Source organism: Vibrio sp. 1CM8B, from assembly GCF_023161685.1.
Lineage (GTDB): Bacteria > Pseudomonadota > Gammaproteobacteria > Enterobacterales > Vibrionaceae > Vibrio > Vibrio coralliirubri.
Map to the genome: position 1 here is coordinate 166,238 of NZ_JALNTU010000009.1, position 16,057 is coordinate 182,294.

The 16,057-nt window shown below is 43.0% G+C and carries 12 protein-coding genes; 7 read left to right on the plus strand and 5 right to left on the minus strand.

Going from position 1 to position 16,057, the window contains the following annotated elements:
* Positions 1 to 42: 42 nt before the first annotated feature.
* Positions 43 to 849, plus strand: a complete 807-nt coding sequence (xthA, locus tag MSG36_RS17475) for an exodeoxyribonuclease III (RefSeq protein ID WP_010437369.1) — start codon at positions 43 to 45, stop codon at positions 847 to 849.
* 36 nt (positions 850 to 885) lie between these two features.
* On the opposite strand, the gene MSG36_RS17480 is transcribed toward xthA, so the two are convergent.
* The 5 genes from MSG36_RS17480 to MSG36_RS17500 form a co-directional block, all read right to left on the minus strand.
* Positions 886 to 3,759, minus strand: a complete 2,874-nt coding sequence (locus MSG36_RS17480; RefSeq protein WP_248369038.1) for an ImpA family metalloprotease — start codon at positions 3,757 to 3,759, stop codon at positions 886 to 888.
* Positions 3,760 to 3,982: 223 nt separating this feature from the next.
* Positions 3,983 to 4,660, minus strand: coding sequence for an ABC transporter permease (locus MSG36_RS17485; RefSeq protein WP_017062123.1), 678 nt, complete (start codon positions 4,658 to 4,660; stop codon positions 3,983 to 3,985).
* A gap of 2 nt (positions 4,661 to 4,662) precedes the next feature.
* Entirely contained in the window at positions 4,663 to 5,403 is a 741-nt protein-coding gene (locus MSG36_RS17490) for an ABC transporter permease (RefSeq protein WP_017066929.1), read from the minus strand.
* A gap of 79 nt (positions 5,404 to 5,482) precedes the next feature.
* Entirely contained in the window at positions 5,483 to 6,253 is a 771-nt protein-coding gene (locus MSG36_RS17495) for an ABC transporter substrate-binding protein (protein ID WP_050621843.1), read from the minus strand.
* Positions 6,254 to 6,389: 136 nt separating this feature from the next.
* Positions 6,390 to 7,160, minus strand: coding sequence for an ABC transporter ATP-binding protein (locus MSG36_RS17500; protein ID WP_004736532.1), 771 nt, complete (start codon positions 7,158 to 7,160; stop codon positions 6,390 to 6,392).
* A gap of 791 nt (positions 7,161 to 7,951) precedes the next feature.
* Here MSG36_RS17500 and MSG36_RS17505 point away from each other — a divergent pair.
* From MSG36_RS17505 to MSG36_RS17530, 6 genes are all read left to right on the plus strand, one after another.
* On the plus strand, positions 7,952 to 9,493 hold the full coding sequence (locus MSG36_RS17505; RefSeq protein ID WP_048664665.1) for a DUF3360 family protein: 1,542 nt from the start codon (positions 7,952 to 7,954) through the stop codon (positions 9,491 to 9,493).
* Between the two features lie 307 nt (positions 9,494 to 9,800).
* On the plus strand, positions 9,801 to 12,077 hold the full coding sequence (pflB, locus tag MSG36_RS17510) for a formate C-acetyltransferase (protein ID WP_060982330.1): 2,277 nt from the start codon (positions 9,801 to 9,803) through the stop codon (positions 12,075 to 12,077).
* Positions 12,078 to 12,277: 200 nt separating this feature from the next.
* The gene (locus MSG36_RS17515) at positions 12,278 to 13,279 is read left to right on the plus strand and encodes a lipid A-modifier LpxR family protein (RefSeq protein ID WP_060982329.1); all 1,002 of its coding nucleotides are present in this window, start codon (positions 12,278 to 12,280) and stop codon (positions 13,277 to 13,279) included.
* A 164-nt stretch (positions 13,280 to 13,443) separates the two neighbouring features.
* Entirely contained in the window at positions 13,444 to 14,184 is a 741-nt protein-coding gene (pflA, locus tag MSG36_RS17520; protein WP_060982328.1) for a pyruvate formate lyase 1-activating protein, read from the plus strand.
* 221 nt (positions 14,185 to 14,405) lie between these two features.
* Positions 14,406 to 14,906 (plus strand): YfbU family protein, encoded by a 501-nt coding sequence (locus MSG36_RS17525; protein ID WP_017066932.1) that lies wholly within the window; start codon positions 14,406 to 14,408, stop codon positions 14,904 to 14,906.
* A 397-nt stretch (positions 14,907 to 15,303) separates the two neighbouring features.
* A complete protein-coding gene (locus MSG36_RS17530) occupies positions 15,304 to 15,873 on the plus strand; it encodes an outer membrane beta-barrel protein (protein WP_248384615.1) in 570 nt (189 codons plus the stop codon).
* The last annotated feature ends 184 nt before the right edge of the window (positions 15,874 to 16,057 follow it).

A 16,057-nucleotide genomic window follows, 5' to 3' on the forward strand; every position in this document is an offset into this window, starting at 1 on the left:
AAGACAAGCAGTGACAAAGGTTTACGAGAGGTATAAAAACAAATGAAAGTAATTAGCTTCAACATCAACGGCCTTAGAGCCCGCCTTCACCAACTGCAAGCTATTATCGACAAACACCAACCCGACGTGATTGGTCTGCAAGAGATAAAAGTACACGATGAAGCCTTCCCAATTGCTGATGTTGAAGCAATGGGCTACAAGGTTTACTTCCACGGTCAAAAAGCCCACTACGGTGTGGCAATGTTGTGTAAGCAAGAGCCTATCTCTGTGCAGAAGGGTTTCCCAACAGATAATGAAGATCATCAAAAGCGCATGATCATGGCGACGTTTGAAGATGAAAATGGTGAAAAGGTTACCGTGCTAAATGGCTACTTCCCTCAAGGGGATAACATCAAGCACGAAACAAAATACCCGTACAAACGCCAATTCTACAAAGACTTAATGACTTACCTAAACGACTATCACAACAAAGATGAGCAAGTGATCGTAATGGGCGACATTAATATCAGCCCTATCGACGCAGACATCGGCATTGGTGAACCTAATGCGAAACGTTGGTTAAAAACAGGTAAGTGTTCTTTCCAACCAGAAGAGCGCGAATGGTTGAAAACATTGATGGACTGGGGCTTTGTAGACAGCTTCCGCTTGCTGCACCCTGAAGTGAATGATCAATACTCGTGGTTTGATTACCGCTCAAAAGGTTTCGTGGATAACCGCGGCCTGCGTATTGACGTTGTACTAGCAACTCAGAAACTTGCTGATAAGTGTACGGAAGCAGGCATCGACTACGAACTGCGCGGTATAGAAAAACCATCAGATCACGCGCCAATTTGGTCGACGTTTAAATAGAAAACAGGGAGCTCATGCTCCCTATTTATTTTTAGATTAGTTGATTGGCCAAGGGGTTGTCCCGTCAACACTAATAGGTGCTGTGGCAAACTCATCGACACAATAACCTTGGTTTGAGCTCGCGAAGTACGTTAGTGGCATTGGTGGCAAATTCAGTGTCACGACTTGTTGTTTGGCTTTGTCCGTAAAACTAAAGCCCCACATATCTAGATAATTCCGCATATCGCGCTCGTTGACATAACTCAGCGCAACCAACAGCCAATCGTCGTTCGTGATCTGATTTGCATCATCTCTTGTATAGCTGTCAAAGCCAATGGTTTGCCTATGTGCGGCCCACAAGTCATCACTCGACTTCAAACGATTAAACTCACGTTCAATCAAGTGTAATCGTCCTAACATATGCCAGCCATAATCTAATACGCCTTGCTCTTGAGCTAACATCATCATTTGAATGTAGATGCGTGCTCCCCAACTCCAACCCGTTTGATTCTGAGCTGCCATAAAAGCATTTGGGTCAGGTTGAGATCGGCTCTGCTGCAAAACTTCATACTGCCCTTTAAAATCTAAGCCTTGGCAAGACGATACTTTTCCTGTGTCTTTATAATATTTTGATTTACTAAAATACGAATAGTAGTTCGTTGTAGAGTGCCCATCCCAACCGCTAAACCTAAATCGACCACGCTCTAAGCCATGCCCTAACTCGTGAAGATCACCATGCCCTAATGGGTGAAAAGACCAGTAAGCATCGTAAGGATTTCCTGAACAGCCGTAACCACAGTTCGCTTGATCGGCATTCATGTGCTTCACGATATCAATGGTCGCAATTTCCCAGCCCTTTGCCTCACCGTATTGATGTACTTCAGTAATTTCATCAATCCCAGGACCTCTAAAACCTGCAAGCGCATGAGGAAAGTTATGTACATAACGCTCTGTGACAAGAGCCATATCATGCGGCTGCGCCCAATCTGAGGCATTGATAGACTCTTTCATCTTGTCTAGTTTAGAATGGACTTCGAACCCAGGTGTAACCAACTCGGCCCAATCAAACTTTCCTTCTTCAAGCTGGGCGACAAAACTGTCGTTGTCGGCTTCACTTCGCCAAACAGGGTGTTGAGCAACATTCTCAAAACGCAGTTCAACATCAATATCATTGGTATCAAAATGAACCTGTAATGTTCCGCCATAGGCAGAAGTCAGATAAATCGTCTCTCCTGTTTTCACTGGATAGGTTACTGAGGTCAAAAACTTCGGCCTAGCATAGCCATCATCGCCCGAAAATTCGTGAGTCGCGCCACTACGTAGGGTATTAAATGCTATCGATGTCGCCACCTCATTACTGTCCAAACGAGTCACCTTAATCGTCTCACCTGGCAATGCGTACACTCCAGCTGATCGAAAGTGTCTCTTGGACTCAAAGGCAATTGTTTTGGTGACGAGCGGTACGTTTTCAAAACTCTTGGTACTAAAGTTACCTAGACTTGGTTGCGCCGCGTTATACACGCGACTGTTGTAGGTCGCGTAATCACTGTAATAAGAACGAAGAAAATCAATTCTCTCTGTCACGCCCTTACCCATTGGGTACTGAACGTCTTGACGATAATGATCAGCAAGTAGCAGCAACAGCTTTTCATATTCATAATCATCGGTTGCAAACAGATCAATTTTTTTGCTATCAAGAGTCGTTAGGTGTGAACGAATACTGTTCGCAGCGGCATAGAACTCTTCATTCATGTTGGAATCGTCAGGACAAGATTTATCCTCACACGAATTCAGATCGACGGTAAAACTGTTGTCTTTCAGTCGCTGAAAAAGAGCTTGTTGTTGAACAATATTATCCGGCATTCGATCTATCAGCTGTGTAGAATCCCAGTTCGATAAACCGAGCTTACGCCAATAGTTGTCGCCAACGTAAGTCATGTGCATTTCTGAAAATAGCGCGTTACCTAAGTCCGTCATGCCGCCATCAAGGTGTAGATATAACACTGGTATATTTTTATTGAACGCCAAGCGTAAACCCGTAATCACATCTTCAATGTCATCACCATCATTCAGCTTTTGAGACAAAACCAGTAAATCAGGGTTATTGTTTTCAATGCATTGACTCAACTTACCGCCATCACAAGTATTGTCGGCATTAATAACCATTGAAGGATTGATATTGCTAGTCAACCAGTTGCGCGTAGCTTGGTCGTCAGGAAAATAATGAGATTGATCGAGCTGAGCTAATACGACATTTTGTGGTGAATCATTATCAGCAGCCCACTTAACCAAGTTTTCTAGCCAAATATCCATCTCTTCGTTGACAGAATCTGGAAAGCGTTGCTTAGTTCGAAACGGGTTACTTGCCAATGCTGCATAGCGACTGTTATCTGACGTATAACCCGCGATACCAATAACAAGCTCTTGGTCGGAATACCCATCTTGCATCGCTTTATTGGTTTGCAAGATGACATCGTTAAAACCATAAGTTGGTAAGATAATTGCCGTATCGTGTGTTGGATCCCAATGAAGATTGCGTAAAGGCTCACCATCAGAGTTTTGTGATAGAGCTTGCTTAATGTGGTTGTAGTTCGAGTTGTATTCAGTAACTAACGCTTGGCTTGCATCAATGAATTCATTGGAGTCTGCTACATAAGAAGCGTCACCTGTGGACAACGCCTTTTGAACAGCAGTTTGTGGAACCGGAGTGATACCAGGATCCCCACTTCCACCGCCTTCATTACCTTCCCCTCCAGAACCTCCAGAACCTCCAGAACCTCCAGAACCTCCAGAACCTCCAGAACCTCCAGAACCTCCAGAACCTCCAGAACCAGTTTGGGCACTTTCACCACCACTACCACCTCCACATCCTAAAAGTGATAACGCGATAACACAAACAACCAAGTTCGACAGTAAGCTACTCTTTTTCATCATTATTCCATACAACAACAAAATTTCGCCGAGTCTATCTATCGTTAAGAGCAAAGCAATTATTCTAATGAATATATTAATGCAATTTGAAGCAAGTTAACTGTTTTGAAAAATCTACAGTTCTTCTAGATGAACCTCTACAAAGCTATCATTGAGTTTTCTCACGATATAAAAAACGGCGCTCAATGAGCGCCGTTTTGTTAACTGTATGGATACCGTGCGATTAGCTAAGGGGTCTTAGGTAAGCAAGGAAACGTTTCTCTGCGAATTTGAAAATCGCGATAATGATGAACGTTAGTGCCATGTAGAACAGACCTGCCGTTAAGAAAGACTCGAATGGAGCGTAGTAACGTGAGTTAACCAAACGAGCAGCACCGGTTAGATCCATAATGGTTACGATACCAGCTACCGCAGAACCGTGAAGCATGAAGATAACTTCGTTACTGTAAGCCGGTAATGCGCGACGTAGAGCACTTGGTAAGATGATACGGCGGTAAGTCTTTGGTGTACTCATGCCGTACGCTTTTGCTGCTTCAACTTCACCTTTAGGTAAGCCGTTAATGGCACCGCGAATGATCTCTGCTGTATATGCTGATGTGTTAAGAATGAATGCTACTAGAGCACAGAACCAAGCGTTTTCCCAAAGCGTGTCTTTTACTGGGAAGAACTGGTCCATACCGTAGTAAATCAGATACAACTGCACCAATAACGGCGTACCACGGAAGAAATAGATGAATGACCAAGCCGGAGCGTTAATCAGCATATTGGGGCTATTACGAGCGATCGCTAATGGTATGGCTACGAATAAGCCAATAATCAAAGCGACACAAACCATCCAAGCCGTTGTCCACAAACCACCAAGGTAAATCGGCAGGCTTTCAATTATCAATGAAAAGTCCATAACTACCTCGCGTGGATACTGAATTTACGTTCAACCAGCTTAAGTAAGCCCGTCGAAACACTGGTGAAGAATAAGAAGATAATCGCCACTGTCATATAGAAGGTAAATGGCATTTTGGTTGAGCCTGCCGCCAGTGCGCTAACACGCACCATATCTTCTAGGCCAATAATGGAAACCAACGCGGTAGTTTTAAGTAAAACCAACCAGTTGTTACCAAAACCCGGCAGGGCGTGACGAATCATTTGCGGTAATAGAATACGACGGAACGCTAGAACAGGTCCCATGCCATAGGCCTTTGCTGCTTCCATTTCACCGCTATCAACCGCCATGATCGCACCACGGAAGGTTTCAGCCATGTAAGCGCCAAAGATGAAGCCAATGGTTAAGACACCAGCAACAAATGGACTGACATCAATATAATCAGGTAAGTAAGCGGTCCATTCGTGGTTAGGATCACTTGATGTGAACCACTCATTGAGCCACTCATTGATGGAATACAAACTGTTGTTTAAAAGGATTTGTCCACCAAAGAAAATCAGCATCATCAAGACGAGATCAGGAATGCCTCGAATAACGGTTGTGTAGAGGGTTGCGATAGCACGAGCCCAGCGATAAGGCGCTAGTTTTGCTAAGGCACCTAGCATACCAAGAACCATAGCTAAAATTAGCGACAGCAAGGCAACTTCGATTGTGAGCACCGCCCCTTTCAGGATCGACGCTTCATATCCTTGTAAATCAAACATAATGCATTCCAACAGAACTGCGAAAAAGTTGGTAAGACAGGGAGAGGAGAACCTCTCCCTTAAGAAGTGATGCTAGAGATTACTCACCGTATACGTCGTAGTTGAAGTATTTAGCAGCGATCTCTTGGTAGATGCCTTTTTCACGTAGTGAAATGATTGCAGCATCTAATTGCTTAGTCAGATCTTTGTCTTGCTTACGTAGAGCAATACCAAAACCTTCACCGAACCACTTAGGATCTGTTAGTGATGGACCAACAAATTCGTAGTCTTCACCACCAGCTTTGTTTAGGACACCTTCTTCTAGAGCAGATGCATCACCCAGTACAGCAGCAACACGACCGTTAGCTAGATCAAGGTAAGCTTCATCGAATGAACCGTAACGAACGATTTCTACAGTGTCGCCGTAGTTGTCTGTTAGGTACTTATCGTGCGTTGTTGCACGTTGAACGGCGATCTTTTTACCACTTAGATCATCAAAGTTAAGGTCGGCACCTTTCTTAGCGATGAAATTGTTTGGGATAAGTGCGTATTTACCAGTGAAGTCGATCTTTTTCTTACGCTCTTCCGTGATAGACATTGCCGCGATGATCGCATCATATTTACGAGCAAGTAGAGAAGGAATAATACCATCCCAATCTTGTGCAACGATCTTACACTGCACCTGCATTTCAGTACAAAGCGCGTTAGCCATATCGACATCGAAGCCTTTCAGTGAACCGTCAGCTTCTGTCCAGCTAAATGGAGGGTAAGCACCTTCAATACCGAAACGTACTGTTTTCCATTCTTTTGCTTGAGCTACGCCCGTTGCAGCAGTTGCAGCAAGTGCCGCGACTAATAACCACTTTTTCATATCCCTACTCCTGTGATTTAGGTTTTTATGTTTTGCTAGTTTTAATATTGTGTTTGTTGTTACTTATTAACTTACTTGTTGTGTTTTATTGTTCACACCGTCGCAGTGTACCTTGGCAACGGCATTTCAATTCTGATTAGTAAATCGATGAGATAAATTGTTGTAAACGCTCAGATTCAGGTTCCGTAAACAGTTTAGCTGGATCGCCCTGTTCTTCCACTAGACCTTGATGCAAGAACATCACATGGTTAGATACGTCACGAGCAAAAGCCATTTCGTGCGTTACCACAAGCATGGTTCTTCCCTCTTCTGCTAGATCGCGCATTACACCAAGCACTTCGCCTACTAACTCAGGGTCTAATGCCGATGTAGGTTCATCAAACAGCATCACTTCAGGATCAACCGCTAGCGCTCGCGCAATAGCAGCACGCTGTTGTTGGCCGCCAGACAAATGACCCGGGTAGTAATCTTTACGTTCATACAGCCCTACTTTCTTCAGTAGTAACTCTGCATTTTCAATCGCTTGTGCTTTAGGTACGCCTAAGACGTGAACAGGCGCTTCGATAACATTTTCGAGAACGGTCAGGTGAGACCACAGATTGAAACCCTGAAAAACCATCGCCAGACGAGAACGGATTCGCTGTACTTGTTTTTCATTGGCAGGAACAGAAACACCTTGGCGGTTGTTTTTCATTTGAATTAATTCGCCATTAACCCAAATCTCGCCTGCGGTAGGTGTCTCTAAAAGGTTGATACATCTAAGGAAAGTACTTTTACCCGACCCTGAAGATCCGATAATCGATACTACATCGCCTTTATGCGCAGAAAGTGAAATTCCCTTTAAAACTTCATTTTGACCAAACGTTTTGTGTAGATCCTTTATGTCCAGCGCTGGTACATCTTTCATGCGCTTTCTCTCCCAAGTTTGTGAAAATGCAAGGTACTCCGACCTTTTCATGCGATACAAACTAGCACCACACGGAATAACATGCAACAAATTATTAACCTAATAATTTGGAATAAATAGCGATTCACTCTGACTTATTATGCAAAAGGTAGCGTTTTCGCCTCAATTTAATGAATGGGTTCTATCAATAAGCTGTAATTACACCCCTTACATTGTTTAAATAAAGTTAATCAAAATGAGATTCTCGTAGCTGGATGTCTCACAAGAAAAACACGTTTTGTGAACTTATAAACATTACTGTCGACAAAATATAGCGCACGCATTCAGCACACCAACCTCACCATAAGGCACAATTATTTTAAGGTTATTACATTGTAAGTATTTTACTCAGAGCGTGGGACAAGCGAGTAATAGTGAGATAACTCAGTAAACATAAAGCATTCAGCCAATGCCATAGCGGTAAAGGCTCGGAGAAGATAAGAAAACGACAGTTTGTGAAAACTAATTACACGATTCATCAATGGGAAGTTAATGAATCGCTGCGTTTTGTAGCTTTCTTTCACATACACTCATAAAGTGATCAAGATCAATCACCCTAAAGGGTAAGCTTGTTAGACTCCCCAGCAAAGAATAAGGCATTAAAAATGCCAAACATTTCTTTTAACTTAGCTGCATAAAGCACATCAAAACCGTGCAACATAATGTTAATGAGTTATAACTAAGAAATAACGCAATTACGCGAACTTATAGAATTCAATTTTAGAATTACTAACATAAAATATGAGGAATCTATGTCAGACGTTGTGAACAATGCGAACTCTGAAGTAGAAGAGAAAAGCTATAAAGAGCTACACCGCCCTGCTTCTGAATTTGAGAGCCGCTCAGATTATCTAGATCACGAGCTTCAAATCATGAAGCCTCGCCGCTTCGGTCTAAACCTTCCAGGTCGTGACTTCCGCTTTGAACTTGAAGACCTTGTTCCTGCACTTGCTGGTACCATTGGTATCATCGCGATGTACTCTGCAGTAATGATGTCTTGGGCTGATGGCCTAACTCAAGCTTGGGATCACGTAAACCTTGGTAAAGAGTTTGCGATTGAAGTCGCTCGTGTAGAGATGCTTATCCCTGCACTGCTATTCTGTATCCTTGCTTCTGGTTTCTTTAACCCTAAAGCAAACCTTGCCGGTAACCACGGCCCAATGATTCCTCTTATTGGTACCATCGCTCTAGCTGGTGCTCACCCTCTTGCATTGGCAATCCTTATCGGTGTCTTCGGTCTAATCCTAAGTTTCCTAAAAGGCGGCTCCAAGCTGGTTAACCTGACTTCGGAAGGTACCGCTGGTGGCTTGCTTATCTTCTTAGGCCTAACGGGTACCATGAGCCAAATCAACTCAATTCAAACATGGGCGGTTGGTCTTCAATCTTCTACTGTTGAAGCGGGCAGCATGGGTTACGTTGGTTTAATCGTTCTTGCTATTACTATAGCTATCTACGCTTTCCTAGCAAAAGTGAACAAGCGTTGGTTAGCTATCCCAGTTTGTGCATTCACAGGCCTTGCTATTGCTTTAGCACTAGGGGCTGGTTTCGATATTGTATTCGAAACTGAAATGGGCATTCCAAACCTAAACCCAGTTTACTGGTGGGGTTCTACTTCTGAAGGTTGGATGCTTGGCTTGCCAAACGTTGAACACTTCATCGCATCTCTACCATTCGCAATTCTTGCAGTAGCAATGTGGTCGCCTGACTTCCTAGGTCACCGTATCTTCCAAGAACTGAACTACCCTAAAAAGTCTGAAAAAGTACTGATGGACGTAGATGACACAATGACTATGTGTTCAGTTCGTCAAATGGTAGGTACAGCAGTGGGTGGTGGTAACATCACTTCATCTTGGGGTACTTACATGATCCCAGCAGCAATCGCGAAACGTCCAATTCCGGGCGGCGCAATCTTGCTTGGTTCTCTATGTATTATTGTTGCGATTCTTGGTTTCCCAATGGACGTTGCAGTATGGCCACCAGTGATGCGTGTTGCGCTACTTGTAGGTGTGTCTCTGCCTCTACTTGAGGCGGGTATGCAGATGGTTAAGGATTCAAAAGATTCTCAAGCGGCTGGTATCTGTATCTTCGGTTCTGCGGTTGTTAACCCAGTATTAGCATGGGCACTGACTATGCTTCTTGATAACAACGGCCTAATTGGTGATAAAGAGCGTGCGAAGCGTCTGTCATTTGTAGACAAGATTGTTATCCCAGTTGGCGTTTTAGTTATCTGTCTAGTAGCAATGCTTGCAGTTGGTATGCTAGAAAGCCAATATGGTCTAAAAGCTTGGCTATAATCTCCTTTACTACACAAAAGTAGTATTAGGATTAAAAAAAAGTTTGGGTGGCAACCCCTGTCACTCAAATTTTTTCAACTTTTTTTGGCATTTATTGATTTAGTTTAAGGTTTGCAGAAATTTTTTAGCGTAGTCTTGAATACATAGAGTAAAGACAACATATAGAAGGTAGTGACAATATATATAACCATATGACGCTTATATGCTCATATATATTGTTATTAATAAGAGTGTACTACCCTTACGAGGGGCGCTGGCTCAACAGTGTTAATGTACGTATTTTTTCTACTAAAAAGGTAGGTATGTCATGGCAGAGCAATTTGCTAAAGCTTGGGAAGATTTTGCTGCAGGTGAGTGGCAAAGCGAAGTAAACGTTCGTGATTTCATTCAAAAGAACTACACGCCGTATGAAGGCGACGAGTCTTTCCTAGTTTCTGAGGGTACTGAAGCAACTAACAAGCTTTGGTCTTCGGTAATGGAAGGTATCAAACAGGAAAACGCAACTAAAGCACCTGTAGATTTCGATACTTCTGTTATCTCTACCATTACTGCTCACGATGCAGGTTACATTGAGAAAGATCTTGAGACTATCGTTGGTCTACAAACTGAGAAGCCACTAAAACGTGCAATCATCCCTAACGGTGGTGTACGTATGGTTGAAGGTTCTTGTAAAGCATACGGTGAAACTCTTGACCCAATGGTTTCAAAAATCTACTCAGAATACCGCAAAACACACAATGCTGGCGTTTTCGATATCTACACTCCTGATATCCTAAAATGTCGTAAGTCTGGTGTTCTGACTGGTCTTCCTGATGCTTACGGCCGTGGTCGTATCATTGGTGACTACCGTCGTGTTGCACTTTACGGTATTGATTTCCTAATGAAAGACAAAGCTGCTCAATTCGCTTCTCTACAAGAGCGTTTCGAGAACGGCGAAGATCTTGCTGCAACAATGCAATTGCGTGAAGAGATCTCTGAGCAACATCGTGCTCTAGGTCAAATCAAGCAAATGGCTGAGAAATACGGTTTCGATATCTCTGAGCCAGCTCAAACTGCTCAAGAAGCTATCCAGTGGACTTACTTCGGCTACCTAGCTGCTGTTAAATCTCAAAACGGTGCTGCAATGTCTCTAGGTCGTACTTCGACTTTCCTAGACATCTACATCGAGCGTGATATCGCTGCTGGCAAAATCACTGAAGAACAAGCACAAGAAATGATCGACCACTTCGTAATGAAGCTGCGTATGGTTCGTTTCCTACGTACTCCTGAGTACGATGAGCTATTCTCTGGCGACCCAATCTGGGCAACAGAGTCTATGGGTGGTATGGGTATCGACGGTCGTACGCTAGTAACGCGTTCGAACTTCCGTTTCCTAAACTCTCTATACACTATGGGTCCTTCTCCAGAGCCAAACATCACTGTTCTTTGGTCTGAGCAACTACCTGACGGCTTCAAGCGTTTCTGTGCGAAAGTATCTATCGATACTTCTTCTATCCAGTACGAAAATGATGACCTAATGCGTCCTGACCTTGCGTCTGATGATTACGCTATCGCTTGTTGTGTATCTCCAATGATCGTTGGTAAGCAAATGCAGTTCTTCGGTGCTCGTGCTAACCTTGCGAAAACAATGCTTTACGCAATCAACGGCGGTGTGGACGAAAAACTTAAGATGCAAGTTGGTCCTAAAGAAGCTCCAATGACTGACGCTGTTCTTGATTACGATAAAGTAATGGATCGTCTAGATCACTTCATGGACTGGCTAGCTAAGCAATACGTGACTGCGCTAAACAGCATTCACTACATGCACGACAAGTACAGCTACGAAGCGTCTCTAATGGCTCTTCATGACCGTGACGTTCGTCGTACAATGGCTTGTGGTATTGCTGGTCTATCTGTTGCAGCTGACTCACTGTCTGCAATCAAGTTCGCGACTGTTAAACCAATCCGCGACGAAGATGGCATCGCAACTGACTTCGAAATCGAAGGCGATTACCCTAAATACGGTAACAACGACTCTCGTGTAGATGACATTGCTTGTGAACTAGTTTCTACGTTCATGAACAAGATCCGTAAGCTTAAGACTTACCGTAACTCTATCCCTACACAGTCAGTTCTTACTATCACGTCTAACGTGGTTTACGGTAAGAAAACAGGTAACACTCCAGACGGTCGTCGTGCTGGCGCTCCTTTCGCTCCTGGTGCTAACCCAATGCACGGTCGTGATGAGAAAGGTGCTGTAGCTTCACTAACGTCTGTAGGTAAACTACCGTTTGCTGACGCACAAGATGGTATCTCTTACACGTTCTCTATCGTGCCAAACGCACTAGGTAAAGAACAAGATAGCCAACGTGCTAACCTTGCAGGCCTAATGGATGGTTACTTCCACCACGAAGCTGGCATTGAAGGTGGTCAACACCTTAACGTTAACGTTCTTAACCGCGAAACTCTTGAAGACGCAGTTAAGCACCCTGAGAAATACCCTCAGCTAACAATCCGTGTATCTGGTTACGCTGTTCGCTTTAACTCGCTAACTGCAGAGCAACAAGCTGACGTAATAGCACGTACATTTACTGAGTCTCTATAAGCTCACGCTCAATAGACAGTAAATAATATTAGCCTCGCCAATGTGCGAGGCTTTTTTATATCTGCTGTAAATCGCACTGAACTCATCTCCCCCGCGAAATGTTAGGTTGAGCAAAAAAGCACCCTATCATTCACTTTTTTTCCACAAATCCACTCAAATTACGGTAATATCGCGGTTCATAATTTAAGAGTAACTGCTCCATGAAATACCTGCGTTGTTTACCCCTGATTCTCCTCTCTTTTTCATCTTTGGCATCTGATCGTTCTACGTTAACTTTTGCTTTAGATAATGATGGTGTTTTTGGTGTCGACCAAGACTATACCAACGGCTTATTTCTGGGTTACACATCATCAAGTATTACACCATACAATTGGGTCAAACCATTGAGCCTTTCCTACTGGGGCGCTAGCTCTCTAGATAAATGGGAAATCACCATTGGCCACAAGATGTATACGCCTTCTGATATTGAAGCGGAAAAACCTCTGCCCAATGACCGTCCATATGCCGGTTACCTTCACACTGAATTCAACTACATCAGCTTGAATCCACAGCAAGCCCAGCGCTTTAACATAACGTTTGGTACGACTGGTGAAAGTGCACTTTCAGAAGATGCTCAAAAGCTGGTTCACTCGATCACTAAATCAGATGAGCCTATGGGGTGGGAATACCAAGTTGATGATGAGTGGGCGGGCAGCGTTGGTTATTTAAGCCACTTCAACCTAATGCGTAATCAAGCTCTAGCGAATACTGACTACGAAATCTCTAACGTTTCAGAGATCAACGTGGGTAACTTTAGAAGTGATATCTCGACTGGATTTATGTTCCGTTGGGGTACGGATTTAGGCGGTAACTTTGGTGCAGCCAACATCACTACAGAAAACCCATTCAAACCCGGCATGATTGGGGCATCAAACGCTGGTTGGTTTACCTATGCAGGCCTTGAAGGTCGTTACCGATTCAACGATCTAACAATCGAAGGCGATCGCTCTGGTGTAGATGAGTACGCGAGAAAAAACAACGAAGATCCCGCTATCTACGATGTTACTTTAGAGAATATTCAAGCGACAGCAGTGGTTGGTGTGGCTTGGTATAACCGATACGTTGGTGCCTCTTTCGCACTAACCGCAAAGACCCCTGATTATGAAGAAGCAAAAGAGTCAGTTTACACCACTGGTGGCATCACAATGTTTGCTTTCTTCTAAGCACTAGTAAGGGCTTTCGTCCTTTAATTTTCAAGTTTAATAAAGGCAATCATCTTCACTGGTGATTGCCTTTATTTTTAAAGACCTCGTTACCATTTGACCCTATTTTATGTACCGTTTTTGTAATAAAATAAACGGTATAAATTCCTCTACGAGAATAGCTCATGTCTACAACTGGTCGCATTCACTCATTCGAATCTTGTGGTACTGTCGATGGCCCTGGTATCCGCTTTATTGTGTTTCTTCAAGGCTGTTTAATGCGTTGTATGTACTGTCATAACCGTGATACATGGGATCTTCATGACGGAAAGGAAGTAACGGTCGAAGAGATCATCAACGAAGCAAAATCATACCGTCATTTCATGAAAGCATCGGGCGGTGGTATCACCTGTTCTGGTGGTGAAGCGATGCTACAACCTGAATTTGTTCGTGATTTTTTCCGCGCAGCTCAAGCTGAAGGCATCCACACTTGTCTTGATACTAATGGCTACATTCGTAAGCACACTGAAGTGGTTGATGAAGTACTAGAAGCCTCTGACCTAGTGATGCTCGATCTTAAGCACATGCGAGATGAGATTCACCACGATTTCATTGGTGTATCAAACAGACGTACTCTGGATTTTGCACGCTACCTACACAAAATCGGTAAGAAGACGTGGATTCGTTATGTAATTGTCCCTGGCTACACGGATACGGCTGAAGATGCTCATCTGCTAGGTGAATTCATCAAAGACATGGATAACATCGAGAAAGTAGAACTGCTTCCATACCATAAGCTTGGTGCACATAAGTGGGAAGCGCTTGGTTTTGACTACCCTCTTGAAGGTACAAACCCGCCGAGTAAAGAGAAAATGGACGAGATTGTTGCTGTTCTAAGCCAGTACCATTCAAACGTAAAATACTAATCTAGACTTACGTTCATCGTGATTTCAAACGCCTCAATTTCGATTGGGGCGTTTTCTTATTCGAGCCAAACAATCCTTTCATTTTTCTTTACAACTTTTGTTTATCAATTCAAAAAATCATATTAAATCCGTGTTGAGATCATGTTTCCACTCGTAGAAATGCTGTTACTCTTACTGCAACAAAAGAATACAACATTTAGTTTTTTAGTGAGGCTCCTCCCATGGAAATGACCAATGCTCAGCGTCTAATTCTATCAAATCAATACTACCTAATGTCTCAAATGGATCCTGAGAACTCAGCTAAATACCAACGTCTACAAACGATTGTAGAACGTGGTTACGAACTCCAAATGCGTGAGCTTAACAAAGAGTTTGGTTGTTTGACTGAAGCAGAATGTCGCGAAATTATCGACATCATGGAGATGTACCATGCAATGCAAGAGTCGAACAAAATGCTTGCAGAACAAGAACGTGCTGAAGTAGACCAACGTCGCCTGCAGTTCTTAGGTTTTGATATCGCTTCTGAAGCGCAGATCGTACACTACGTGCGTTTCCTTGTTGATTCTGAAGGTCTTTACCCTCAATTCGACAAAGCCGATCACCACTTCAATAGCCAAATGCCAATGCTAGAGAAGTACCGTCGCATGCTAACAACATGGCGTAACTGCCCTCGTCAATACCACCTATGTGCGACAGAGCTATCTCAAATCTTTAGCGCTTAATACGTTAATAGATCAGCGATAGCTTTTTAAAAAGTTTCAAGAAAAAGGGTTACTCATCATGAGTAACCCTTTTTTAATGTTCGCACACAAACAGAAAACTGGACTTATGAAGCGATATGGATAAAAAGTGTACTTCAGATACAGAAAACGCGAATGAATCATAAAGATCAGATATTAAATATTGAACCATTTCCAATTAATTTCTCTGATATCGCTCATTAACCAACGAACACAAACCTAGTATTTACAAGCAATTAGGTCATTCATCTTTATTAATTCCACTTCGAAACATTTAATACAAATTAAAAACCATTGCTCTATTTTGAACGGTGTTTTTTATTTTAAATAAGATAGCTAGAATTCCCCCCGAAATTTATTAACCAGAGCGATAAACAAAATGAGAAAATTCATCCTTGCATCACTAGCTATCATGTCTACTTCAGCTTTCGCAGCTAACGAAATGTACGTACTTGGCGGCGTTGGCATTAACGAAGACGATACAGGCGCACAATTCACTGTTGGTTCACAAATTCTTGATACAAACTTTTATCTAGAATCAACGATGAATTACATCGACTCAGACAGCAACGATGTTATTTCAGACGTAAACGGCGACCTAACTAAGTACAAGGGCGATTACCAACACTTCAAAATGTCTCTAGCGCCAATGTATAAATATAGCTTCGATGACTCTTTTGCTATCTACGGTAAGGTTGGTCTTGCTTACTCAAACTTTAATTCTAAATCAACATGGGTTAATGCAGACGAATCAGACACTCACAAGTATTCAGATAGCAAGTGGGGCGCAATTTACGGCATCGGTGCTGAATTTAAGTCAGCGCAACCAATGTTTGGTAACTCGAAATTTATGGCGCGTGTCGGTTTCGATTGGTATGACTTCAGCTCAGGCAGCATGAACCTAGGCAGTGATGCCACTCTAGGTCTACAAGCTGGTTTCACTTTCTAAGATATGAAGCAGAAAGGTTTTACATCAATTGAGCTGATGAGTGCTAAATCTAGCCATACAATGCTTTTGTTTGCTCCGATTCTTGTAGTCATCGGCCTGTACTTCGCATGTCTCGTCCTAAAATACGTTGACAGTATTTCTACTAAGCCAACAGCGTCAGCTGTTGGCTTTTTTCATGCACCTC

What these genes read in the sequence shown, in the direction of transcription:
- xthA (WP_010437369.1), top strand. Translation starts at nt 43, where the DNA reads ATGAAAGTAATTAGCTTCAACATCAACGGCCTTAGAGCCCGCCTTCAC.
- MSG36_RS17480 (WP_248369038.1), bottom strand. Translation starts at nt 3,759, where the DNA reads ATGAAAAAGAGTAGCTTACTGTCGAACTTGGTTGTTTGTGTTATCGCG.
- MSG36_RS17485 (WP_017062123.1), bottom strand. Translation starts at nt 4,660, where the DNA reads ATGGACTTTTCATTGATAATTGAAAGCCTGCCGATTTACCTTGGTGGT.
- MSG36_RS17490 (WP_017066929.1), bottom strand. Translation starts at nt 5,403, where the DNA reads ATGTTTGATTTACAAGGATATGAAGCGTCGATCCTGAAAGGGGCGGTG.
- MSG36_RS17495 (WP_050621843.1), bottom strand. Translation starts at nt 6,253, where the DNA reads ATGAAAAAGTGGTTATTAGTCGCGGCACTTGCTGCAACTGCTGCAACG.
- MSG36_RS17500 (WP_004736532.1), bottom strand. Translation starts at nt 7,160, where the DNA reads ATGAAAGATGTACCAGCGCTGGACATAAAGGATCTACACAAAACGTTT.
- MSG36_RS17505 (WP_048664665.1), top strand. Translation starts at nt 7,952, where the DNA reads ATGTCAGACGTTGTGAACAATGCGAACTCTGAAGTAGAAGAGAAAAGC.
- pflB (WP_060982330.1), top strand. Translation starts at nt 9,801, where the DNA reads ATGGCAGAGCAATTTGCTAAAGCTTGGGAAGATTTTGCTGCAGGTGAG.
- MSG36_RS17515 (WP_060982329.1), top strand. Translation starts at nt 12,278, where the DNA reads ATGAAATACCTGCGTTGTTTACCCCTGATTCTCCTCTCTTTTTCATCT.
- pflA (WP_060982328.1), top strand. Translation starts at nt 13,444, where the DNA reads ATGTCTACAACTGGTCGCATTCACTCATTCGAATCTTGTGGTACTGTC.
- MSG36_RS17525 (WP_017066932.1), top strand. Translation starts at nt 14,406, where the DNA reads ATGGAAATGACCAATGCTCAGCGTCTAATTCTATCAAATCAATACTAC.
- MSG36_RS17530 (WP_248384615.1), top strand. Translation starts at nt 15,304, where the DNA reads ATGAGAAAATTCATCCTTGCATCACTAGCTATCATGTCTACTTCAGCT.